Consider the following 19,169-nt stretch of genomic DNA (forward strand, 5'->3'; position numbering starts at 1 on the left):
CTCATGTCGGATCGGGATAGGCGGCCAGCAGCCGCGCGAAGGCGGCGCGGGTCAGGGGCTCCGGCCCGGCGCGCCGGCCCAGCGCGGCGGCGAATTCGCGCGGCGTCGCCGACCAGAAGTCGCGGGGCCGCCAGCCCAGCATGCCGAGGCCGAGGGCGAGGGCGTCGTCCCATGGGAAGGTGCCCGCAGCCGGATGCGGGGACGGGGCCCCCGCGTCCGGCTCTAGGGAGGGTTTGCCGGGCCCGGCGCCTCCCCGAAGGCCGCCGCCAGGACGTCGCCCAGGGCGGTCGAGACGGCGTCGAGCCCGCCCGCGAGCGGCAGCCGCGCCACCGCTGCGTCGTCGAGGTCGTGGCCCCCGCCCCGCAGGGCGACGCCGAGTAGGGCGATCAGGTCGCGGGCCGAGACGCGCCCGCCCGCGAAACGTGCGGCAAGGCCCGCGAGATCGCTGGCCTGGAGCGCTGCCTCCAGCTCGGCGAGCGCGCCGAGGGTGAGGCAGAGGGTGTAGCGCTGCCCACCGAGGGCGAGCAGCACCTCGCCGCGGATGCGGTTGGCCATGGGGCTCAGGCCGCCGTGAAGGCGACGGCGCCGCCGGATTCGAGGCTCATGTCGAAGGTCACCTCGCCGGCATGGTCGCCCCGGTATTCGAGGCTCGCGATCTGGAACGGCCCTTCCAGGATCCCGAAGGCCGGGATCACGATCTGGAACGCCTCGACGGCGCCCTCGAAGAACAGCAGCCGCAGGCGCGCGTCCGAACCCTGGTCGCGGAACACGCCCGAGCCGGCGATCGCGGCCCGCCGCACCCCGGCCCCGGCCAGCAATTCGCGCCAGCGCCCGGCGGAATCGGCGTTGGTGACGTCGACGGTCTCGGCGTTGAGGGTGATCTGGCGGCTGCGCAGGCCCGCCACCGCCACGAAGCCACCCGCGCCGTCGCCGGCCCGGATCAGCAGGTCCTTCCCCTTCTGCGCGCCCATCGCACCCTCCTCACAGGTTCTCGGTGACGGCCTCGACTGTCAGACTCGCCCGGGCCTCGCCGGTCCGGGCGTCGCGGTGGGCGCGGACGGCCCGCACCCGCAGGGTGACGAGCCGGCACCCGGCGAGGGGCAGGACGAGGGGCGTCGGGGCGTCCGCGAGCAGCGCCGCCATCCGCGCCGCGGCGTCGAGGGCCGTGCGCACCGAGCCTGCCTGAGCGATCACCACGAGCGCGTGGCTGTGTCGGTGGCGCTCGGCGCCGTCGACGGATTCGTCCGTGATCTCGGCGTCGCCGAACAGCGCGTAGACCGGGAGCGAGCCCCGGGGCGGCTCGTCGTAGAGCCGGACGCGCCCGCCCAGCAGGGAGGCCAGGGCGGCGTCGGCGGCGAAGCGGGCGATCAGACCGGCGCGCAGCGCCAGGAGCGGGCTCGGATCGCTCATGACCGGCCCTCCCGGGGCAATTCCTCGACGTGGCAGATCAGGTCGCGGCCCCGGCCATCCGGCTCGGTGACGGCGCGGATCGCGAAGCGGCGGGGCCCGGTGGCGAGGCGCATGGTCGGGTCGAGGTCGGCCCGGCTCCGCAGGGTGATGCGGTAGGCCGGCAGCGTGTCGGTGCGGCCGCCGGCCGGCCGGTCGACCAAGCCCGCCGGGGCGATGGCGCCCCACAGGACCGGGCCGGCCACGTAGCGGCGCAGCACGCCCCCGAACCCGTCCGGCTCCTCCAGGGGCCGTTCGAGCACGAAGCGGCGGCGGCGTGCGCCGAGGGGGGCGTGGCTCGACGAGAACGCCATCGGAACGGCTCCGGGAACGGGCATCACAGCCGCAGCCGCCGGAACGGCGCGGCGAGGCCGGCGGCGTCGGTGCGCGCGGCGTCGGGCTCGTCGCCGCGACGCTCGTAGCGGGCGGCGGCGAGACGCAGGATCGCGAGGCGCAGGGGCTCGGGGAGCGGCGGCCCGTCGCCGCCGTAGCCCGCGGCGACCTCGATCAGGATCGTGCGGCCGGCGGGATCCGGCGCCGCGGGGTCGACCAGCAGGGACGGTGCCTCGCCCGGATCGGGGCCGAGACGCACCAGTCCTGCGGCGAGGTCGGTGACGTCCCCTGGAGACTCGGCGAAGCCGGCGCGAAGGAGCCCGACCAGCGGGCTCAGCGGCAGCGGCACCTGCCCGTCGGGCGGCCAGGCGGAGAGGGCGATCCGGTAGCGGCCCGGGATCAGGGTCCGGCGGGTCTCGATCTCCAGGCTCGCGCGGGCCGCACTGATCAGCGCCTGGAGCAGCCCGTCCTCGTCGGCGCCCGCGTCGGAGTCGAAGCGCAGGTAGGCGCGCAGCTCGGCCACGCTCACCGGCTCGACGGCGGCGGCCTCGATGCGTAACGGGATCATCGCGCGTCTCTCTGCAGGTGGTCCGATGCCGATCTCGAAGCGCCGAACGGCGCGCCGCGCCGCGCTGGCGGCGGTCTTTGCGGCGAGCCTGGGGCTTTCCGCCGTCCCGGCGCGGGCGATCGTCGGCGGCACCGAGGCGCCGGCCGGCGGGGCCGTGATGGTCCTGTCGTCGAAGGGCGGCGTCTGCACCGGCGTGGTGCTCGCCCCCGACACGGTGCTCACCGCCGGCCATTGCCTGGCCGACGCGCGGGAGCACCGCGTCCATTTCCGCGACGCCGCCGGCGCGCCGGTGCTGGTCGACGTCGCCGCCCAGGCGCTCCATCCGGGCTTCGATGCCGGCGCGGCGGCGGCCCGGCGGCGCTCGATCGATCTCGCGCTGCTGCGCACCGCGACGCCGCTGCCGGCGCGCTTCGCGCCCGTGACCCTGAGCGCCGCCCCGGCACGGGCGGGCGAGATCCTGACCCTGTCGGGCTACGGCGCGGCCAAGCCCGGCGACCCGCGCTCCACCGGCACCTATCGCAGCCTCGGCCTGCCGGTGATCGAGCCTTACGGGCCGAGCCGCATCCTGGTCTGGCTGAAGGGCGCGGGCGGCGGCGCCTGCCAGGGGGATTCCGGCGGCCCGATCGCAGGACCGGACGGGGCCGTGCTGGCCCTGTCGGCCTGGATCGGCGGCGCCTGCGGCGGGCTCACCCAGGGCGTCCTGGTCGGCCCGCAGCGGGGTTGGATCGACCGCGTGCTCGGCGGCTGGGGCCGGTCCGCGCGCTGGTCGGAGTAGCGCCGGCAGGGAACCTCAGCTTGGCCGGGCACTTGCCTTGCTCTAGGCTCAACCCGCGCCGCATCCGCGTCCGGCGCCCCACATCCGCGCAGGCCGCGCGCCCGGAGTTCCCGATGTCCCCTCGCCCGATCCGAAAGGCCGGTTTCCGCGAGCACAGCCTACGCGGCGGACTGGGGGCCGGATTGCTGGGCGCGGCGTTGCTCGGCGCCCTGTCGGGCCTTCTCCCCGCGCCCGCGGCGGCGGTCATCAACGGCACGACGACGCGCGACCCGAACGGCGCGCGCAGCTTCGTGGTGCGGATCGAGAGCACCGAGGGTGAGATCTGCTCGGGGACGCTGATCGCCCCGGATCTCGTGCTCAGCGCGGCCCATTGCGTGATGCGGCCCGCCGGCTACACGGTGATCAGCGTCGATCGCGGCTTCCGCCAGCAGCGGACCTCGGTGATCGCCGCCACCATGCACCCGGATTTCGTGCCCGGGACGACCCCCGAGGACCAGCCCGGCGTCGATCTGGCGCTGCTCAAGCTCGAACGGCCCCTGGGCAACGACTACGTCCCCCTCGATCCACGGGGCGCCGCCTCGATCAGCGACGGCCAACCCGTCGACATCGCGGGCTTCGGTGTGGTGGCCGAGAACAGGCGGAACTCGGCGCGGATCCTGCGGCTCGCCCACCTCGTGTCGATCGGCTCGCTGCAGGTGGCCAACCGGGTCACCGTCGTGACCGACCGGCGGCGGATGGCCGAGACCTCGGGGGCCGGAGCCTGTCTCGGCGATTCCGGCGGTCCGATCCTGACCGGCGGCCCGGGCGGTTACCGGATCGTCGGCGTCGTGAGCTGGTCGAGCGGCGCCCTGCAGCAGGGCGCGCGCCGGACCGCCTGCGGCGGCTTCACCGCCGTGACCCCGGTGGCCGAGCATGCCGGCTGGATCGCCGCTCGCTCGGCGGAGCTGTCGCGGATCCAGGTCGGCGAGGCCCTGCCCCGCGGCGGCCGGTCCGACTGGATGGCCCGCCCGGGCCGCCGTTAGGGCCGTCCCAGTCAGAACCTGTCCGCATCCCTGGATCCTGCGCGCCGACGGGAACCCGGGGCCGCATCGACACTTTCGAATCCGAACCTTTCCGCCTCACGGAGCGAGAGCATGGCCGACACCGGCACCAGCAACACCCCCCGGACCCACAAGACCCGGAACAATACCGATTCGAACGCCAAGAAGGTCTCGATCGAGGCTCTCAACGCGCGGCTGGCCGACGGCATCGACCTGGCGCTCGCGATCAAGCAGGCCCACTGGAACCTCAAGGGCCCGCAATTCATCGGCGTCCACGAGATGCTCGACGGGTTCCGCACCCAGCTCGACGAGTTGAACGACAGCGTCGCCGAGCGCGCCGTCCAGCTCGGCGCCACGGCCTTCGGTTCGACCCAGGCGGTCGCCGAGCGCACCAAGCTTCCGGCCTACCCGACCGGAATCTACGCGATCGCCGACCATATCGCCGCGCTGATCGACAGCTACGCCGCCTACGCCAACGCCGTGCGGCAGAACATCGACGAGACCGACGAGGCGGGCGATCCCGACACAGCCGACCTGTTCACCGAGATCTCGCGGGCGGTCGACAAGCACCTCTGGTTCCTCGAGGCCCACGTGCAGGAGCCGACCGGGACGCTGCGCGACGGCAATTCCGGCCGCTGACGGCCGCGGCGCCCCGCCCGTTGGTGGGGCGTCACCCGAGGAACGGAGAGGCCCGGCCGCGAGGCCGGGCTAGGCCTCTCCGTGTGCGCGGGCTGCGGCCGCCCCTCCTGACCCGCCTGCCATGGCAGTGTCCGGGGCCGCTCAGGAGAATTTCAGCAGCTTGATCGCGTCGAAATCCTGCACCCCGCCGCCGACGCGCTTGGTGGTGTAGAACAGCACATAGGGCTTGGCCGAGTACGGGTCCCGCAGCACGCGCATGCCGGTGCGGTCGACCACCAGATAGCCCCGCCGGAAATCGCCGAAGGCCACCGACAGGCTGTCCTTGGCGAGATCCGGCATCGCCTCGGCCTCGGTGACCGGGAAGCCGACCAGCGTCGCGGCGCGGCCGGCGGCGAGCGGCGGCTGCCAGAGATAGTTGCCCTCCGAATCCTTGAACTTGCGGATCGCGCTCTGGGTGCGCCGGTTCATGACGAAGCCGGCATTCTGCCGGTAGGCCGCCCGCAACCCGTAGATCAGGTCGAACAACACGTCACCCGGGCTGGCGGAGGGGAAGGCCCCGGCCGCCCCGGTGGCGATCGTGCCGAGCTTGCCTGGCACCCAGGCGGCACTGGCGACCGTGTCGTAGCTCAGGAAGCCCCGCGGGCGGCTGGCGCCGTTGCCGGACACGAAGGCGACGCCTTCCTGCTCGGAAAAGGCGGTCTCCACCTCGGCCGAGAGCCACGCGTCGAGATCCACCACGGAATCGTCGAGGAGGGTCTGGGTGGCGGCCGGCATGGCGTAGAGTTCCATGGCGGGGAACGTGATCTCCGACAGGGCCGGCGCGGCGGTCTCGGGCCGCGGCGCGGTCTCGGCGGCCCAGCCGGTGACCGGCGCGCCCACCGAGACCGCGCGCTTGTACTGGGAGCCCGAAATCTGCTGCACGCTGGCGATCGCGCGGATCGGCGAGACCTGGCCGAGGCGCGTCAGCACGGTCCGCTCGATCGTGTCGGGGACGAGATAGCCGCCATCCGGCCCGGACCCAGCTGACAGCGCCTTGGCCTCCAGCCGCTTGAGGCCGGCGCTCTCGCCGGCCCGGACGTAGTGGTCGAAGGCAGCCTTGTGCTCGTGCGCGGCCCCCGTCTCCCGGGCGTCCGGCTGCCCGAGGGGCGGCCGGGCCCGCTCCAGGGCGATCCGGTCGAGGCGGGTGCGGGCGGCGTCGAGGGCCGCGTCGATCCGGGCGAGCTTCTCCTCAGTGACCACGTCGACGCCGAGGCGGCCCTCGATCTGGTCGATCCGGGCGTCGTTCGTCTCCTTGAACGCCGCGAAGGCGGCGGCGAGTTCGTCGAGGGCCGAGCGGACAGGGGCGTCGTCGGGCCGGGCGGCCTTGTTCTCCAGCGCGGGCAGGCCGCGGGTGGTCGCGCAGGCGGGATCGGCAAACGGGGTCTGGGCGTGCATCGGGGCCTCGTCGGCGGGGTGGAAGTCAGGGCCGCGCGGCCGGCTGAGGCCGGACGGCGGATGTCGCGGGACGGAGCGGAGCGATCAGGCCGGCGAGGCCGCGGATCGCGTCGGCTTGGGGATCCGGCGCAGGGCTCGGGCTCGCCCTGGCCCCCGGCTGCAGCGGGAAGGTCACCAGCGAGATCTCCCAGAGGTCGACCTGGTGGAGCCGGCGGTCGCCGCCGGCGCCCTTCCGGGCCAGCAACGTGCGGAAGGCGATCGACAGCCCGTCGAGGCCGCCGCCGCGGAGCAGCGCGTCCACCTCCCGGGCGCGCTGCACCGCGAGGTTGAGCTGTCCGTGCGCGAACAGGCCGCGTGCATCCTCCCGGAGGGACAGCCAGCGGCCGATCGGCTCGGCGGGATCGTGCTGGAACAGGAGCCGCACGCCCGCCGCGCCGCGCCGGGCAAGGCTCGACGCGAAGGCGCCGGGCACCACCACGTCGCGGCCGAGATCGGGCACGCCGAAGACGCTGGCATAGCCGGTGAAATGGCCGTCCATGGCGGGATCCTCGAATGCGGAACGGGTCGTGCGGGACGGACCGGCGGCTTTCCCGCCGCGGACGAGCCGAAGGCCGCTGGCGGGCATCGTCATCCCGACCCGCCGCGGCGGCAGGCCTCGCAGCGACGGTGCGTTGGGTTGCCCGCCTCCGGCGTGCCCCTTCGGGTTCGGGCTCGCTCGCGGCGCCCGGAATGACGATGCGGATCCATGGGAGGCCGGCGTCGAGGCAGCGAGGTCTCTCCCCGAGGCGCAGACGGGCTGGGAGGATGGGCCCGCTCAGGCATCCGGCGCCCGCGGCATCGCGGGCGGGTAGCCCACGGCCTCCCGCTTCTCGGCCACCGACAGGAAGTCGGCGGCCTGGACCCGGCGCCAGAGGGATTCCCGCTCGACGGCCAGCGCCTCGATCCGGTCGAGGTCCGGCTCCAGGTCGATCGCGCCGAAGGCGGGTTCCAGCCAGCCGGCCAGCACCTGCGCGGTGCGGGCGGCGAGCGGGATCAGGGTCTGGCGGTAGAGGGCGCGGTTCGCCTCGGCGTAGTTGGCGTGGGTGTTGTCGCCGGGCAGGCCCAGCAGCAGCGGCGGCACGCCGAAGGCCAGCGCGATCTCCCGGGCGGCCGCGTTCTTGGCCTCGACGAAATCCATGTCCCGCGGCGAGAGCGCCAGCGGCTTCCAGTCGAGCCCGCCCTCCAGCAGCAGCGGCCGGCCGGCATTGGCGGCGCCCTGGTAGTTCGCCTCCAGCTCAGCCTTCAGCCGGTCGAATTGCGGTTCGGAGAGCGACGCCCCGGCGAAGACCAGGGCCCCGGACGGCCGTGCGGCATTGTCGAGCAGCGCCTTGTTCCAGGCACTCGCGGCGTTGTGGATGTCGAGGGCCGCGGCCGCCGCCGTGATCGGGGCGAGACCGCCGGCCTCGTCCTCCGGGTGGAACAGCGCCAGCGCCAGGATCGGCGCCACGGCGGCTCCGGGTTCGGGTAGATCGAACCGGCGGCTGCGGCCGCCCGCCGTGTACAGGTAGGCGGCCGGCCAGCCGTCCGGGCCCGGCAGCATCCGGATGCGGCCGGGCCGGAGGGTCTGGAGCGCCGCGAGCCGTCCGTCGAGGCTCACCGCCTCCAGATAGGCCGTGCCGGTGAGCAGGAGGTCGGCATAGACGGTCTCCAAGAGATGCGTGCCGCTCTCCCGGGGGTTCGGCCGCGCCAGCAGGGCCAGCAGGTCCCCCGCCCGCTCGGCCCCCGAGCCGGTGGCGATCAGCGGCAGGCGCGCGGCGCTCTCTGCGACGAGCCGCACCGACCGGTGGACCACCGGGTTGGCCTGATAGCCGGCCCGGGCGAGCGCCGCCGGGTCGCGGGGCGTCCAGCTCGCCCGGCCGTCGGCATAGAGGGCGAAGGCCGGGGCGGCGGCCTTGGTGGCGAGCACCGGGCCGCGGGTGGCGCGGCGCGCGACCCGTGCCAGTCGTTCGAGGAGGGTCGACATGCCGGTCCGTTCCTGAGCTATGGTCACGCGATGCAGCCCCGGTTCCCCAGACGGCCCCCGACGTGGTTCCGGGCGCGCTCCCGCGCAGCCCGTCTCGGCGGCCTCGTCGCGGCGTTCCTCGCCGCATCGGCCTGGGCAGGCGATGCGCCCGCACCTGGCCCCGTCTGGCCGGAACCCGACGGGACCCTGATCCTGGCGCGCCCCTTCGGACGGTCGGAGATCAGCCTGCGCCTGTCCCGGCGGGTCGCCGGGGCGGTGGACACCCTGACCTGGGACGGCGTCACCTTCCTGGCTGATACGGAACCGGGCGACGCCCTGCAGGCGCGGGCGGAGGTCGGCACCGGGACCGGTTGCCGCCGGGCGAGCGAAGCCGGAACTCCGCAGGACGCCACCGGCGAGCCCGCCGCCCGCCGGCTCCGCACCCTGCGCGCCGGACGGAGCTGGGCGGAGACCGAGACCCGCATGGCCTGGGACGGGCCGTCCGATCCGGCCGACGAGCCCCCCTCGGATTGCCCGACAGGCGCGGCGGCCACCGCGGTCCCGGCGGTGATCCTGCACAAGCGGATCGCCCTCGGCCTGCCGGGCCTCGGCAACGCCGTGGAGGTGCAGACCCGCTTCGACCTGGCCGAGCCTGCGGCGGCGCTCCGGCTCGAACCCCTCGCCGCCACCGTGCCGGCGGAATTCTCGACGGCCTGGCGCTTCGACCCGGCAAGTGGCGCGATCGCGCCCCTCGATCCCGGACCGGGCGCGCGGCCGGATCCCGTCATCCTGGCGACGCCCGAAGGCTCGCACGCCCTGGCGGTCTGGGCCCCGGGCCCGCCCGAACAGGAGCCCGCCGGGCCGCGGCCCGGCTTCGCGGTCGAAGCCGAGCCCGGTGCGAGCCGCCTGAGCTGCCGCTTCCGGGTGGCGAATGCCGCCGCCGGCTCGCATGATTTCGCCTGCTACGCCCTGGTCGGCGCCCTCGCCGACGTGCGGGCCGCCCTGCGGAGCCTGACCGCGCCACCGTGACCGCCTGTTCTATATTGTCCGGACCGAAGAACCGATTGAGGGTCCGACGGACGGGACGCGGGCGCCCGAATGCGTCACCGCACCGAGCCCAGGCGTCCCCTTCCTCCGCTGCCCGATTCCGTCTGCCGTGCGCTCCCGCGAGCCTGCGCAGCCGCTTCCCCGCCATTCCCGGGCCGCGCAGCGGAACCGGGGATCCAGACACGCCGACGCGCCAGAATCGGCACGGCCAGCGGTTCCGGGTTGGCCGCCCCCGACATGTGCCTCTCGGCTCAGGCTCGCCTGCAGCGCTCCAGATATGTGCCCCGATCCGCCCGTCGCCGCCGTGCAATACGTAGAATTGCGGCGGGGATTCCCATCACAGGACGGCACGCCGTGTCCGGATCGCTACAGATTTGGCGCACGACATTGTGTATACAGGATGCAGTTCGTTCCAGAGACCACGAACCGACTCCGGCGCGCTTCTTGCAGAAGCGCGCCGTATTGTTTTGGCTCCCTGATCATAGCCGCCGGATCCGCGGCTCAGCCCGGGTTTCCAGCATCAGGTGCGTGAGCGCCCAGACCAGGGCGTCGAGCCGGTCGGGCGAGGCCCCGCCGGACAGGCCGTCCGGCCCGAAATCGCACAGCTCGTCTTCCAGCGCCGGGAACGTCCCGACATGGTGGACCAGCCCGCGGGCGTAGAGCAGCGAGACCGGCTCGGCGCGCAGATACTTGCCCCGCGTGGCGTGGACCCGGGTCACCGGAACGGCGGGATCGCACTGGCCCAGCACGGCGGCGGCCATCTCGCCGCCCTGGTTGACCTCGACCACGAGGGCATCGGCCTGGAGCCGGTGGTAGAGCGCCAGCGCCGTGCCGGCCCAGGCCTGCGGGGTGGCGCGGGCGAGGCTTGCATCGGCGAGCACGTAGGCGTGGCCGCCCGCACGCCCGGCCGCCACGATCCCGCAGGCATCCGAGCGCGCGCCCGAGGCGGCCGGGGGATCCACCGCCACGACGATCCGGCCGAGATCGGGCGCGCCCGCGACCCGGCCCGCCTCCAGGGCGGCGCGGGCCCACAGGGCGTCGTCCCGGTCGGCGATCAGTTCGCCGTCGAGTTCCTGGCGTCCGAGCCGGGTGCCGGCGTAGCGCCCGACCACCTGCTCCAGGAAATCCGGCGCGAGATGCGCGGCGTTGTCGTGGGTCCGGGCGCGGCTGACCACCGTGCGCGGATCGGCGAGCAGGCGCCGGATCAGCGGCACCGGCCGGGGCGTCGTCGTCACGAGGTTGCGCGGCCGGGCGCCGAGGCGCAGGCCGAATTGCAGCATGTCGAAGGTGGCGTCCGGGCGGCGCCACTTGGCGGCCTCGTCGCACCACGCGGCGCCGAATTGCGGGCCGCGCAGCGCGTCGGGCTCCTCCGCCGAGAAGGCGAGCGCGACGGCGCCGTTGCTCCACTCGACCCGGCGGCGGCTCGGCGACCAGGTGGGCCGGGCCCGCCCCCGCGCCGGCAGGCCGAGCAGACCCGAGGGCCCCTCGACCATCACGTCGCGCACGTCGAGATGCGTCTCGCCCACCAGGGCGATCCGCCCGACCGGTGCCGCCGTGAAGGCGGGATCGCCCCGGGCGAGGGCGTCGACCCATTCGGCTCCGGTTCGGGTCTTGCCGCTGCCGCGGCCGCCGATCACCGCCCAGGTGGTCCAGGGCTCCGGATCGGGCGGCGGCAGCTGGTCGGGCCGCGCTTGGTGCAGCCAGTCGCCCGCAAGCGCCACGAGAAGGTCCGACGGCAGGGTCTCGAGGAAGTCAGGCAGTTGGCCGGCGGTCGACAAAGCCAGCATAGCGGCGCGCGATCTCCGCGCGCAGGGCGGGCAGGTCGGGCTGGTCGGATTCGCTGCCATCGCCGCCCTCCCCCGCGGCGCTCCGCGCGCCGTCCGCCTCGACCGTGTCGAGGAGCCGCTTCAGGCCGCCGAGATCGCGCAGGACCCGGGCGGAGTCGCGCGCTGCCGGCTCCGCCCCGCTCAGCGCGGCATCGAAGGCGGCGATCTGCCTGATGATGTGGGCGCGCAGATGCGTCCGCAGGGTCGTCGGGTCGGTCGCCGCCCCGCGATCCGGCCGCACCAACACCGTCGGCGGGAGCCGCAGGGCGGTCCCGAAGGCCGCGACCATCATCTCCGGCGTGAGCCGCCCGAGGCCCAGAATTGCGGTGACGTCGCCGGGATCGTTCCCGGGCGCGCAGAGCAGCCGGACCAGCGCCGCCCGGCGCTCCGCCGGCCAGAGCTTCGTCGCGAGCCACCGCCGCCGCGGCGGCCTGATCCAGCCGGCCCGGACGTTCCAGGACAGGATCGTGCGCGGGTTGATGTCCAGGCGGGCCCCGATCACGTCGACCGGGAAGTCGGTCTCGGCGAGGAGCCGGAGCGCCTCCGCCCGCCGCTCGGCCGGGTGGGCCCTGCCTCGTGGCATCGCCGCTCTCCGCACACGTCTCGACCGTGCAGGGTTGATACCCCAGCAGCGGGACGGTGTCAAGCGTCTTTTCCTATTTGGGAGCGCTTTTAGGATTTTAGGCAGAGACGGGAGGCTTAGCCTTCCCAATGCGCCACGCCGCGATGGCGGGAACAGGTGCCGCGATGCGTGTGGCTGAAGCTCCATGTCCCGTCCCGGCATTTGGCCGTGGCGCTCCCGGGCTTCGTGCCGTCGCGGCTTTTGGCCGGCTGATGGACCTCGGACCCGTCCCGGCTGCGGTAATGGCCGTGCCGGTCGAGATTCCGGTCGTCGGGCTCTGCGAAGGGCCGGGCCAGCGCGCTGCCCGACAGGCCGAGGAGGATCAGGCCGGCGAGCGCGAACCATCGGCCAAGGCCCCGAACCGAGGGCGACGGGCCCGCCGCGCCGCGGCACCGCGCGCTGGCATTCGCGAGAGCCCCTTTGCGGAGGGTGGGAACGGTCGCGATCGGGACAGGCAGCACGGTACCCTCAAGGTTGTGTCATATGCCATCAGACACAACCAAGGCGAGGCGTCACGAACAATCTGCGGTTATCCCGGGAGACGTTTCAGGTTGTCACGGTGGGTCGCGGTCCGGTCGTCCGGCCGGGGCGCCGGACCGGGCGCGGCGGCCGCGGATCCCCGCCGCGGGCCCCCAGCGCGGCGGGCAGCGGAACGGGCTCGAAAGGTATCGCCGCTATCCTCATGGTGAATGGCAGTTCTGAAGGCGGCCCGGGATCGGAACGGCCGTCCGGTCGGCACGTTGACCGGCGCCATCCGCACGCAGGCAATGCCTTTCACGCAGTTCGTCAGAGTGAATCGGGTACAGAATGGTCGGTGAGCCACCAGGGTCCGGTGCGGCAGAGCCGCTGGGCGACGGCCTTGCGGGGGAAACTGGTCGGGGTCCGGCCCAGGGAACAGCGGAAGCCGCTGCCCTGAGCGACAGCTTCAAGCGCTTCGCCGACGTCGTGCCCCTCATGATGTGGCGCTCGGACGAGGCCGGCCACGCGATCCACCACAACGAGTGCTGGCTGAAATTCACCGGGCGCCCCCTGGAGGAGGAACTCGGGCAGGGCTGGCGCAGCGGCCTGCATCCCGAGGATTTCGACCGCCACGCCAAGATCGTCGCGGATGCCTTCGAGACGCGGGCGCCGTTCACCGTCGAGTTCCGGCTGCGGCGCCACGACGGCGAGTACCGCTGGCTCCTCGACACGGCCCGCCCCCTCGTGGAGGACGGCCGGTTCCAGGGCTATCTCGGTTCCTGCTTCGACATCACCGACCGCAAGCACGCCGAGGAGCATATCGAGCACGCGCTGGCCGAGAAGGAAGCGCTGCTGGCCGAGGTCTACCACCGCGTCCGCAACAACCTGCAGGTGATGGTCAGCCTGATCGGCCTCTACGGCCGGGCGGCGCCCGATGCCTGCCGCGGCAGCTTCGAGGCCCTGGGCCAGCGGGTGCGGGCGATCGCGCTGGTGCAGCAGCACCTGCACGAGGCGCCGCACATCGCCTCGATCGACCTCAAGGATTACCTGCATCGCCTCGCCTCCGGGCTCGGGCAGCTCCGGCGTGCCGGGCGGATCAGCGTCCAGGTCGGCGGAACCGGGAACGGCCTCGTGGAGCCGCGCACCGCCAACGCCCTGGGGATGATCGTCGCGGAGATCGTGGCGGAGTGCCTCGACGCCACGGCCGAGCACGTCGCCTGCTCCATTGCCATCGACATCGAGGCCGGCCTGCCGTCGCGGCTGTCGATCGTCTCCGGCGTGAGCGAGATGGCCGCCTCCGGCCGGCCGAACGTCCCGAACCTCGGCCCGCGCCTCATCGCGGCCTACGCGGCCCAGGCCGAGATCGCCGTCACGGGGGATGCCAGCCCGAGCGATCCCCTGCGGCTGACCCTGCCGACGGCCCGGCCGGCCGCGCAATGAACGCCCGCGTCGCCGAAGCCCGTCGCCACGACGGCGCGGCGGGCCTATAGCGGCGCAGACCCTTCCGGACCCGGCCGAGCATGCTTCCTCCGATCGACACCATCATCGAGAATTTCGAGATCGTCGAAGACGACGACATGCGGCTCGAGTACCTCATCGAGCTCGGCCGCGCCCTGCCGCCGATGCCCGAAGCGGAGCGGACCGAGGCGAACCGGGTCCATGGCTGCGAGAGCCAGGTCTGGATCGATACGAAGGCGGAGCTCTCGGAGGGAACGCCGCGCCTCGTCCTGCATGGCTTCAGCGATTCGTTCATCGTCCGCGGTTTCGTGGCACTGATGGTGGCGCTCTACACCGGCAAGACGCCCCGGGAAGCCGCCGACACCGACGGCCTCGACCTGTTCCGGCAGCTCCGCTTCGGCGCCCACGTGACCTCGAAGCGCTCCAACGGCGTGCGGGCGATGGCCGAGCGCATCCACCACGATGCGGTCCGGCTTGCCGCGCAGGCCTGAGCGGCCTCAGCCCCGCCACAACCGCAGGCGCCCCCGATCCGGGCCGGTGGCCTCCCGCTCCAGACCGTAATGCTCGGCTAGCCGCCCCAGCGCGATCCGGGCCACGACCTTGGCGGAGCGGGCCGGCCAGCGCCGCTCGGCCTCGATCCGCTCCAGACCTTTCAGGAAGCCGCAGAGGTCGATCAGCAGGCCCGACAGGTCGCTTCCGACCGCCTCGAGGGCGCCGCGCACCCGCTGGCGGGCCGCGATCACGTGGTCGGCCGCACAGGCGGGATCGCGCGGGCCGCCGCCATCGACCCGGGGCGCCCCGAAATCCGAGCCCATCCGCGGCAGCAGAGCGGCGGTGGTCATGTCCCGCCGCAGCCGCTCCCCGGCCTCGAACGAGGCCGCGTCGATGAGCGGCGCGCCGTGCCGGTCGCGACGGCGCACCATCCAGGCCAGGGGATTCTCGGCGGCATTGCGGAAGGTCGGCCCCGCGCCGCCTTCCACGACGGCGAGGTCGTGATGCTGGGCGGCGAAGGCCAGATCGCCCGGCATCGCCAGACGGCGCAGGCGCGCCCGCCCGGCCTCGCTGATCGTGAGCCGCGTGCCGTTTTCATTCCAGGTCGCCAGATCGGCTGCTGCCAGGGCCCGGCCGGACGCGGCCGCGAAGCGCCCACTCCCGACCGAGATCCCGTCGCCGCCGCGCCGGGTCACCAGCGCATCCTCCACCAGCGGGTCGGGCCGCGCATAGGCTCCCGGTTCGCCGAGCCGCACCAGCAGGCGGGACGCCTCCACCGGCATGTCGCCCGGCGCGGCGTCCCGACGGGACGGTGCAGGGCGCCCGCTTCCGAATGATTTGTTCATGTTTTGTTCCGCATGCGTTATGACGGAAGTGTTGAACCCCCAATGTCTCAGGAAAAATTAGAACGTCAAGGCTTTTTTACCTACAACCCACAGCTATCAAGTTGCTGTCTTACGCGCGCCGCGTGTCGGCGGCCTGTGCAGGATGTCGGCGATTTCGGTCTCGGACTTGCCCCGGACCTCGTAGCCCATCGCCTCGAACCGATCGATCAGCGCGGTGCTTTCGGTGGCGGAGCGCGCCGCCCAGGCGGCGAGGACGTCGTTCACCTGCTCCAGCTCCGCCTCGGGGTGATCGTCCTGCGCACCCGGTTGCGGATTGGGGATCGCGACCATGTCGGTACCTCGGAGTCGAACCGGCGACCGTGTTCGACGCCACGGCCCACCTTTCAACGCCCAAGGTCGGAACCGGCTCCCGGCCGAACCTCGTCTCACCGAGACGCAACAGGCCAGCCGGCCGCGAAACGCGAACGCAGCCTGGCGCCGCCAGGTTTGGCGTCATCCTCCGTCGAAGCGGACGAGGCCTTTCACAGAACCAAGGCGTCAGGCCGGGAAATGTCCGGCAGCGGATGTTTCGTCAAATTATCGCGGCCAAACGCGGCTAGCGAATCGGGATCGTCATTGCTGCGCGCCAATCCGGACTAAAAGACGATCGTATTACATGAAAAAACACAAGATTTTCGGTAAATCGTGACCGCACAGGCACAGACGAGCATCATCCACCGGACACGCATGAAGGCGGCAAGTGTCATCGTGCTCGCGCGAGCTTGGATTGCGTCCGGTCTAACGAAGCCGCAGATCACCGATTCAATCGGGAACGAACGCTATCCCGAAGGATTCCGCCGCGCGATCATGGGTGGGCCCCAATTTTATCGGCCAGCACTCTTGGCTGCGCTGCGTCTGGCGCTGTCGATTCGGGCGGAGCCGGCAATCTCCGTTGCGGTCGAGCCGGAACTGGACAGGTGCCCCGAGGTCGCGAGCCGAATGCCCGCGCAGGGTGGGCAGCGAGACCCTCAGCCGAGAGGCTCTTCCTCAGGTTCCGGCAGCGGACTATCGCCGATCCACAGCCCTGTGAACATCAGTGTCGCCGTGTAGACGGTGATGTCGTTCTCATCGCGGACAAGCACGGTGAAGGCTTGCCGGTCTCCGCCTCTCGGGATCTCGTCACGCGCGATCGCGGGGAGCGCACGCACGGCTTCGTCACGCACCGCCACCATCCCGTCGCACTCCGACCCGGTTGGATCGCGCGCGAAGGTCGATCCATAACAGATGTCGAAGAAGTAACGAGGCATCCCGCACTCCACTTTTCGACGACGGCGCAAACACATCTTCCGGTCGCTGACGCCCGGATCAGATTTTCAGCGATGGGATCAGGCTGGCGTGCCTGGCGAAAGCCGACAACGACATAGGTTCGGACGGCCATGCATCGGGGACACATCGGCTGGCCAGGTCGGATTTCGGTCCGTCCACGACTGAGCGATCAAGGCGCAGCCTCAAGCCCGCTTCTTTCATGTTCGTCGAGCGCCAGCACGGCGTCCTGCATGTCCGTCCCGGGTCGCGACTGCGCCGGCAATCGCACCGCGCTATGGCGAATCCGATCCAAGTCGCCCTGCGCGTCCAGCCGGCCCGCAGCCACGAGCACGTTCACGCGCTCGGCGAGCGCGCTGACGTCTATGCTCTGATGTCGTCGATCCAGAATGACCGTGGCGACGATCAGGGCGACCGTCCGCCACTTCCTCGTCGCAGCGCGCACGATCGCGCTGACCGCGTCCGGAACCCGACCATTCCGGGCGCGCCCGCGATGCCCGGAACGACGCCTCTTCCGAAAACGCAGCGCCATTCCGTCCCGCGACACACCGCTCTCGCCCCATCCCTGGGCCTCGGGCGCCTTGCATCCCGGCGCCGGGCGGGACACACCCCCTCACCCCAACGTGACGGGACCCGACGGGAGAGACCATGACGGAGATCGGCCACGGCTTGCTCGCTCACCGGACCGGCGCGCCGGTCGCGGAGGCCCGGCCGCGACGCTTCAGCGTCCACGGACAGGAGATCACCGACGATTATGCCTGGCTGAAGGCCGAGAACTGGCAGACGGTCCTGAAGGACCCGTCCGCGCTGCCCGACGACATCGCCACCTATCTGAAGGCCGAGAACGCCTTCGCCGAACAGGCGCTCGCCGGGAGCGCGGCGCTGCGGCGGCAGCTCGTCGCCGAGATGCGCGGGCGGATCCAGGAGGACGAGAGCGGCGTCCCCGAGCCGGACGGGCCCTTCGCCTACTACACGCGCCACCGCGAGGGCGGACAGCACCCGCTGATCTGCCGGCGACCGGCCACCTCCCCCGGCGTGCCCGACTCGGGACCGGACCCGGACGAGACGATCCTCATCGACGGCGACCGCGAGGGCGAGGGCCTGCCGTTCTTCGAGATCGCCGCGGCGGTGCATTCCGACGACCACGCCCGGCTCGCCTGGAGCGTCGACACCAAGGGCTCGGAACTCTACACGATCCGGGTGCGCGACGTCGCCACTGGCCTCGATCTCGACGACCGGGTCGAGGCGACCTCCGGCGAGGCGGTCTGGGCCGCCGACGGCGCGAGCTTCTGGTACGTGGCGGTGGACGCCAACCACCGGCCCGCCAAGGTGATGCGTCATCGCGTCGGCACCGGGCAGAGCGAGGACGAGACCGTCTTCACGGAAGCCGATGCCGGCTACTTCGTCCATATCGGCAAGACCCAGTCCGGCGCGTTCCTCGACGTGACGGTGAGCGACCACGAGACCTCCGAGGTCCGGCTGCTCGACCGGCACGCGGAGGCCGCCCCCTTGCGCCTCGTCGAGCCGCGCACGCCGCTGCTGATCTACGGAGTGGAGCATCGGGGCGACCGGCTGTTCATCCGCACCAACGCGGACGGCGCCGAGGACTTCAAGATCGTCACCGCGCCGCTGGACGATCCGGGCCGCGCCAATTGGACCGACCTCGTCCCGCACCGGGCCGGGGTGATGATCCGCCACCTGCACCTCCTCGCCGGCCACCTGGTCCGGCTTGAGATCGAGAACGCCAAGCCGCGGATCGTCGTGCGCGACCTCGCCGACGGCACCGAGCACAGCGTCGCCTTCGCCGAGGAGGCCTATTCCCTCGGCCTGCGGGCCGGCCTCGCCTTCGAGACGGCGACCATCCGCTTCGTCTACTCGTCGATGACGACCCCGTCGGAGACCTGGGACTACGCGTGCGGGAGCCGGACACGGACCCTGCGCAAGCGGCAGGCGGTGCCGAGCGGGCACGATCCGGCCGCCTACGTCACCCGGCGGCTCTTCGCCACGGCGCCCGATGGCGAGCAGGTGCCGATCTCGCTGCTGCACCGGCGGGATCTGGCCCTCGACGGCAGCGCGCCGCTGCTGCTCTACGGCTACGGCTCCTACGGCACGCTGATGCCGGCGGCGTTCCGCACGAACCTGCTGAGCCTCGTCGACCGCGGCTTCGTCTACGCCATCGCGCATATCCGCGGCGGCACCGAGAAGGGCTGGCGCTGGTACCTCGACGGCAAGCGCGAGAAGAAGCCCAACACCTTCACCGACTTCATCGCCTGCGCCCGGGCTCTGATCGAAGCGCGCTACACCGCCGAGAAGCGCATCGTCGCCCATGGCGGATCGGCGGGCGGGATGCTGATGGGGGCGGTGGCCAACCTCGCGCCGGAGCTGTTCGCCGGCATCGTCGCCGACGTGCCCTTCGTCGACGTGCTCAACACCATGCTCGACGCGGATCTGCCCCTGACGCCGCCGGAATGGCCCGAATGGGGCAACCCGGGCGAGAGCGAGGCCGCCTTCCGGACGATCCTGTCGTACTCGCCCTACGACAACGTCGCCGCCAAGGAGTACCCGGCGATTCTGGCGCTCGGCGGGCTCACCGATCCGCGGGTGACCTACTGGGAGCCGGCCAAGTGGGTCGCGCGGCTGCGCGCCACCATGACGGGCGGCGGGCCGGTGCTGCTGCGGATCAACATGGAGGCCGGCCATGGCGGCGCCGCCGGCCGGTTCGACCGGCTCGAGGAGGTGGCGCTGATCTACGCCTTCGCGCTCATGGCGGTGGGAAAGGCCTGAGCGCGGCCACCCATGCGAGCGCAGGGCCCGCGATGGGGCGCTGCGCCGGAAGCGCTCATCGGGGCAGGTCCCACTCCGCCTCCTGATCCTGAGGTGCCCGTGCCGGCGGGCCTCGCAG

The 19,169-nt window shown here is 72.6% G+C and carries 22 protein-coding genes and 1 pseudogene; 7 read left to right on the plus strand and 16 right to left on the minus strand.

The genetic code is table 11. The features are described 5' to 3' along the window. Position 1: 1 nt before the first annotated feature. From CIW48_RS02940 to CIW48_RS02965, 6 genes and pseudogenes are all read right to left on the minus strand, one after another. Positions 2–166 (minus strand): annotated as a pseudogene (locus CIW48_RS02940) (phage tail assembly chaperone); the annotation flags it as partial. Positions 167–222: 56 nt separating this feature from the next. Beyond that, the gene (locus tag CIW48_RS02945) at positions 223–555 is read right to left on the minus strand and encodes a gene transfer agent family protein (RefSeq protein WP_149308902.1); all 333 of its coding nucleotides are present in this window, start codon (positions 553–555) and stop codon (positions 223–225) included. Between the two features lie 5 nt (positions 556–560). Continuing rightward, positions 561–971 (minus strand): phage major tail protein, TP901-1 family, encoded by a 411-nt coding sequence (locus CIW48_RS02950; protein ID WP_149308904.1) that lies wholly within the window; start codon positions 969–971, stop codon positions 561–563. A 10-nt stretch (positions 972–981) separates the two neighbouring features. Continuing rightward, complete coding sequence (locus CIW48_RS02955) at positions 982–1,410, minus strand: DUF3168 domain-containing protein (protein ID WP_149308906.1); 429 nt, start codon at positions 1,408–1,410, stop codon at positions 982–984. Next, positions 1,407–1,760 carry a head-tail adaptor protein gene (locus CIW48_RS02960; RefSeq protein WP_149308908.1) on the minus strand — a complete coding sequence of 118 codons (354 nt, stop codon included), beginning with the start codon at positions 1,758–1,760 and terminating at the stop codon, positions 1,407–1,409. Before CIW48_RS02960 ends, CIW48_RS02955 begins: the two co-directional genes overlap by 4 nt. A 23-nt stretch (positions 1,761–1,783) precedes the next feature. Next, complete coding sequence (locus CIW48_RS02965; RefSeq protein ID WP_149308910.1) at positions 1,784–2,347, minus strand: phage head-tail connector protein; 564 nt, start codon at positions 2,345–2,347, stop codon at positions 1,784–1,786. Positions 2,348–2,372: 25 nt separating this feature from the next. Here CIW48_RS02965 and CIW48_RS02970 point away from each other — a divergent pair, with 25 nt between their 5' ends. The 3 genes from CIW48_RS02970 (at position 2,373) to dps (ending at position 4,801) form a co-directional block, all read left to right on the plus strand. Beyond that, on the plus strand, positions 2,373–3,122 hold the full coding sequence (locus CIW48_RS02970; RefSeq protein ID WP_149308912.1) for a trypsin-like serine protease: 750 nt from the start codon (positions 2,373–2,375) through the stop codon (positions 3,120–3,122). Positions 3,123–3,235: 113 nt separating this feature from the next. Beyond that, positions 3,236–4,144 (plus strand): trypsin-like serine protease, encoded by a 909-nt coding sequence (locus tag CIW48_RS02975; RefSeq protein ID WP_149308914.1) that lies wholly within the window; start codon positions 3,236–3,238, stop codon positions 4,142–4,144. Positions 4,145–4,255: 111 nt separating this feature from the next. Beyond that, positions 4,256–4,801, plus strand: a complete 546-nt coding sequence (gene dps, locus CIW48_RS02980; protein ID WP_091775184.1) for a DNA starvation/stationary phase protection protein Dps — start codon at positions 4,256–4,258, stop codon at positions 4,799–4,801. A gap of 141 nt (positions 4,802–4,942) precedes the next feature. Here the strand turns inward: dps and CIW48_RS02985 are convergent, their stop codons facing one another. The 3 genes from CIW48_RS02985 to CIW48_RS02995 form a co-directional block, all read right to left on the minus strand. Continuing rightward, the gene (locus tag CIW48_RS02985) at positions 4,943–6,235 is read right to left on the minus strand and encodes a phage major capsid protein (RefSeq protein ID WP_149308916.1); all 1,293 of its coding nucleotides are present in this window, start codon (positions 6,233–6,235) and stop codon (positions 4,943–4,945) included. Positions 6,236–6,260: 25 nt separating this feature from the next. Next, complete coding sequence (locus tag CIW48_RS02990; protein WP_149308918.1) at positions 6,261–6,773, minus strand: HK97 family phage prohead protease; 513 nt, start codon at positions 6,771–6,773, stop codon at positions 6,261–6,263. A 276-nt stretch (positions 6,774–7,049) separates the two neighbouring features. After that, positions 7,050–8,237, minus strand: a complete 1,188-nt coding sequence (locus CIW48_RS02995) for a phage portal protein (protein WP_149308920.1) — start codon at positions 8,235–8,237, stop codon at positions 7,050–7,052. Positions 8,238–8,267: 30 nt separating this feature from the next. Between CIW48_RS02995 and CIW48_RS03000 the strand changes: the two genes are divergently transcribed. Continuing rightward, the gene (locus CIW48_RS03000; RefSeq protein WP_149308923.1) at positions 8,268–9,245 is read left to right on the plus strand and encodes a hypothetical protein; all 978 of its coding nucleotides are present in this window, start codon (positions 8,268–8,270) and stop codon (positions 9,243–9,245) included. Positions 9,246–9,742: 497 nt separating this feature from the next. Here CIW48_RS03000 and CIW48_RS03005 read toward each other — a convergent pair whose 3' ends face one another. The 3 genes from CIW48_RS03005 to CIW48_RS33785 form a co-directional block, all read right to left on the minus strand. After that, a complete protein-coding gene (locus CIW48_RS03005) occupies positions 9,743–11,050 on the minus strand; it encodes a terminase family protein (protein ID WP_173009161.1) in 1,308 nt (435 codons plus the stop codon). Continuing rightward, positions 11,016–11,672 (minus strand): hypothetical protein, encoded by a 657-nt coding sequence (locus CIW48_RS03010; RefSeq protein ID WP_149308925.1) that lies wholly within the window; start codon positions 11,670–11,672, stop codon positions 11,016–11,018. Before CIW48_RS03010 ends, CIW48_RS03005 begins: the two co-directional genes overlap by 35 nt. 116 nt (positions 11,673–11,788) lie before the next feature. Then, positions 11,789–12,172, minus strand: a complete 384-nt coding sequence (locus tag CIW48_RS33785; RefSeq protein ID WP_246695105.1) for a DUF3761 domain-containing protein — start codon at positions 12,170–12,172, stop codon at positions 11,789–11,791. Positions 12,173–12,518: 346 nt separating this feature from the next. Here CIW48_RS33785 and CIW48_RS03020 point away from each other — a divergent pair, with 346 nt between their 5' ends. Beyond that, entirely contained in the window at positions 12,519–13,610 is a 1,092-nt protein-coding gene (locus CIW48_RS03020) for a PAS domain S-box protein (protein ID WP_173009162.1), read from the plus strand. 80 nt (positions 13,611–13,690) lie between these two features. Continuing rightward, complete coding sequence (locus CIW48_RS03025; RefSeq protein ID WP_091775199.1) at positions 13,691–14,119, plus strand: SufE family protein; 429 nt, start codon at positions 13,691–13,693, stop codon at positions 14,117–14,119. A 6-nt stretch (positions 14,120–14,125) separates the two neighbouring features. On the opposite strand, the gene CIW48_RS03030 is transcribed toward CIW48_RS03025, so the two are convergent. The 4 genes from CIW48_RS03030 to CIW48_RS03045 form a co-directional block, all read right to left on the minus strand. Further along, the gene (locus tag CIW48_RS03030; protein WP_173009163.1) at positions 14,126–14,965 is read right to left on the minus strand and encodes a DUF6456 domain-containing protein; all 840 of its coding nucleotides are present in this window, start codon (positions 14,963–14,965) and stop codon (positions 14,126–14,128) included. 96 nt (positions 14,966–15,061) lie between these two features. Then, on the minus strand, positions 15,062–15,295 hold the full coding sequence (locus tag CIW48_RS03035) for a hypothetical protein (protein ID WP_149308928.1): 234 nt from the start codon (positions 15,293–15,295) through the stop codon (positions 15,062–15,064). 677 nt (positions 15,296–15,972) lie between these two features. Further along, positions 15,973–16,251: a hypothetical protein gene (locus tag CIW48_RS03040; protein WP_149308929.1), complete on the minus strand. Its 279-nt coding sequence runs from the start codon at positions 16,249–16,251 to the stop codon at positions 15,973–15,975. 188 nt (positions 16,252–16,439) lie between these two features. After that, complete coding sequence (locus tag CIW48_RS03045) at positions 16,440–16,799, minus strand: DUF3658 domain-containing protein (protein ID WP_149308931.1); 360 nt, start codon at positions 16,797–16,799, stop codon at positions 16,440–16,442. 116 nt (positions 16,800–16,915) lie between these two features. On the opposite strand from CIW48_RS03045, the gene CIW48_RS03050 reads away from it, so the two are divergent. Further along, positions 16,916–19,051 (plus strand): S9 family peptidase, encoded by a 2,136-nt coding sequence (locus tag CIW48_RS03050; protein WP_149308933.1) that lies wholly within the window; start codon positions 16,916–16,918, stop codon positions 19,049–19,051. The last annotated feature ends 118 nt before the right edge of the window (positions 19,052–19,169 follow it).

This window comes from Methylobacterium sp. P1-11 (genome assembly GCF_008329595.1).
Classification (GTDB): domain Bacteria; phylum Pseudomonadota; class Alphaproteobacteria; order Rhizobiales; family Beijerinckiaceae; genus Methylobacterium.

Bases quoted from the DNA above. Each gene is read 5' to 3' on its own strand.
- CIW48_RS02945 (WP_149308902.1), bottom strand. From the start codon at position 555: ATGGCCAACCGCATCCGCGGCGAGGTGCTGCTCGCCCTCGGTGGGCAG.
- CIW48_RS02950 (WP_149308904.1), bottom strand. From the start codon at position 971: ATGGGCGCGCAGAAGGGGAAGGACCTGCTGATCCGGGCCGGCGACGGC.
- CIW48_RS02955 (WP_149308906.1), bottom strand. From the start codon at position 1,410: ATGAGCGATCCGAGCCCGCTCCTGGCGCTGCGCGCCGGTCTGATCGCC.
- CIW48_RS02960 (WP_149308908.1), bottom strand. From the start codon at position 1,760: ATGGCGTTCTCGTCGAGCCACGCCCCCCTCGGCGCACGCCGCCGCCGC.
- CIW48_RS02965 (WP_149308910.1), bottom strand. From the start codon at position 2,347: ATGATCCCGTTACGCATCGAGGCCGCCGCCGTCGAGCCGGTGAGCGTG.
- CIW48_RS02970 (WP_149308912.1), top strand. From the start codon at position 2,373: ATGCCGATCTCGAAGCGCCGAACGGCGCGCCGCGCCGCGCTGGCGGCG.
- CIW48_RS02975 (WP_149308914.1), top strand. From the start codon at position 3,236: ATGTCCCCTCGCCCGATCCGAAAGGCCGGTTTCCGCGAGCACAGCCTA.
- dps (WP_091775184.1), top strand. From the start codon at position 4,256: ATGGCCGACACCGGCACCAGCAACACCCCCCGGACCCACAAGACCCGG.
- CIW48_RS02985 (WP_149308916.1), bottom strand. From the start codon at position 6,235: ATGCACGCCCAGACCCCGTTTGCCGATCCCGCCTGCGCGACCACCCGC.
- CIW48_RS02990 (WP_149308918.1), bottom strand. From the start codon at position 6,773: ATGGACGGCCATTTCACCGGCTATGCCAGCGTCTTCGGCGTGCCCGAT.
- CIW48_RS02995 (WP_149308920.1), bottom strand. From the start codon at position 8,237: ATGTCGACCCTCCTCGAACGACTGGCACGGGTCGCGCGCCGCGCCACC.
- CIW48_RS03000 (WP_149308923.1), top strand. From the start codon at position 8,268: ATGCAGCCCCGGTTCCCCAGACGGCCCCCGACGTGGTTCCGGGCGCGC.
- CIW48_RS03005 (WP_173009161.1), bottom strand. From the start codon at position 11,050: ATGCTGGCTTTGTCGACCGCCGGCCAACTGCCTGACTTCCTCGAGACC.
- CIW48_RS03010 (WP_149308925.1), bottom strand. From the start codon at position 11,672: ATGCCACGAGGCAGGGCCCACCCGGCCGAGCGGCGGGCGGAGGCGCTC.
- CIW48_RS03020 (WP_173009162.1), top strand. From the start codon at position 12,519: ATGGTCGGTGAGCCACCAGGGTCCGGTGCGGCAGAGCCGCTGGGCGAC.
- CIW48_RS03025 (WP_091775199.1), top strand. From the start codon at position 13,691: ATGCTTCCTCCGATCGACACCATCATCGAGAATTTCGAGATCGTCGAA.
- CIW48_RS03030 (WP_173009163.1), bottom strand. From the start codon at position 14,965: ATGAACAAATCATTCGGAAGCGGGCGCCCTGCACCGTCCCGTCGGGAC.
- CIW48_RS03035 (WP_149308928.1), bottom strand. From the start codon at position 15,295: ATGGTCGCGATCCCCAATCCGCAACCGGGTGCGCAGGACGATCACCCC.
- CIW48_RS03040 (WP_149308929.1), bottom strand. From the start codon at position 16,251: ATGCCTCGTTACTTCTTCGACATCTGTTATGGATCGACCTTCGCGCGC.
- CIW48_RS03045 (WP_149308931.1), bottom strand. From the start codon at position 16,799: ATGGCGCTGCGTTTTCGGAAGAGGCGTCGTTCCGGGCATCGCGGGCGC.
- CIW48_RS03050 (WP_149308933.1), top strand. From the start codon at position 16,916: ATGACGGAGATCGGCCACGGCTTGCTCGCTCACCGGACCGGCGCGCCG.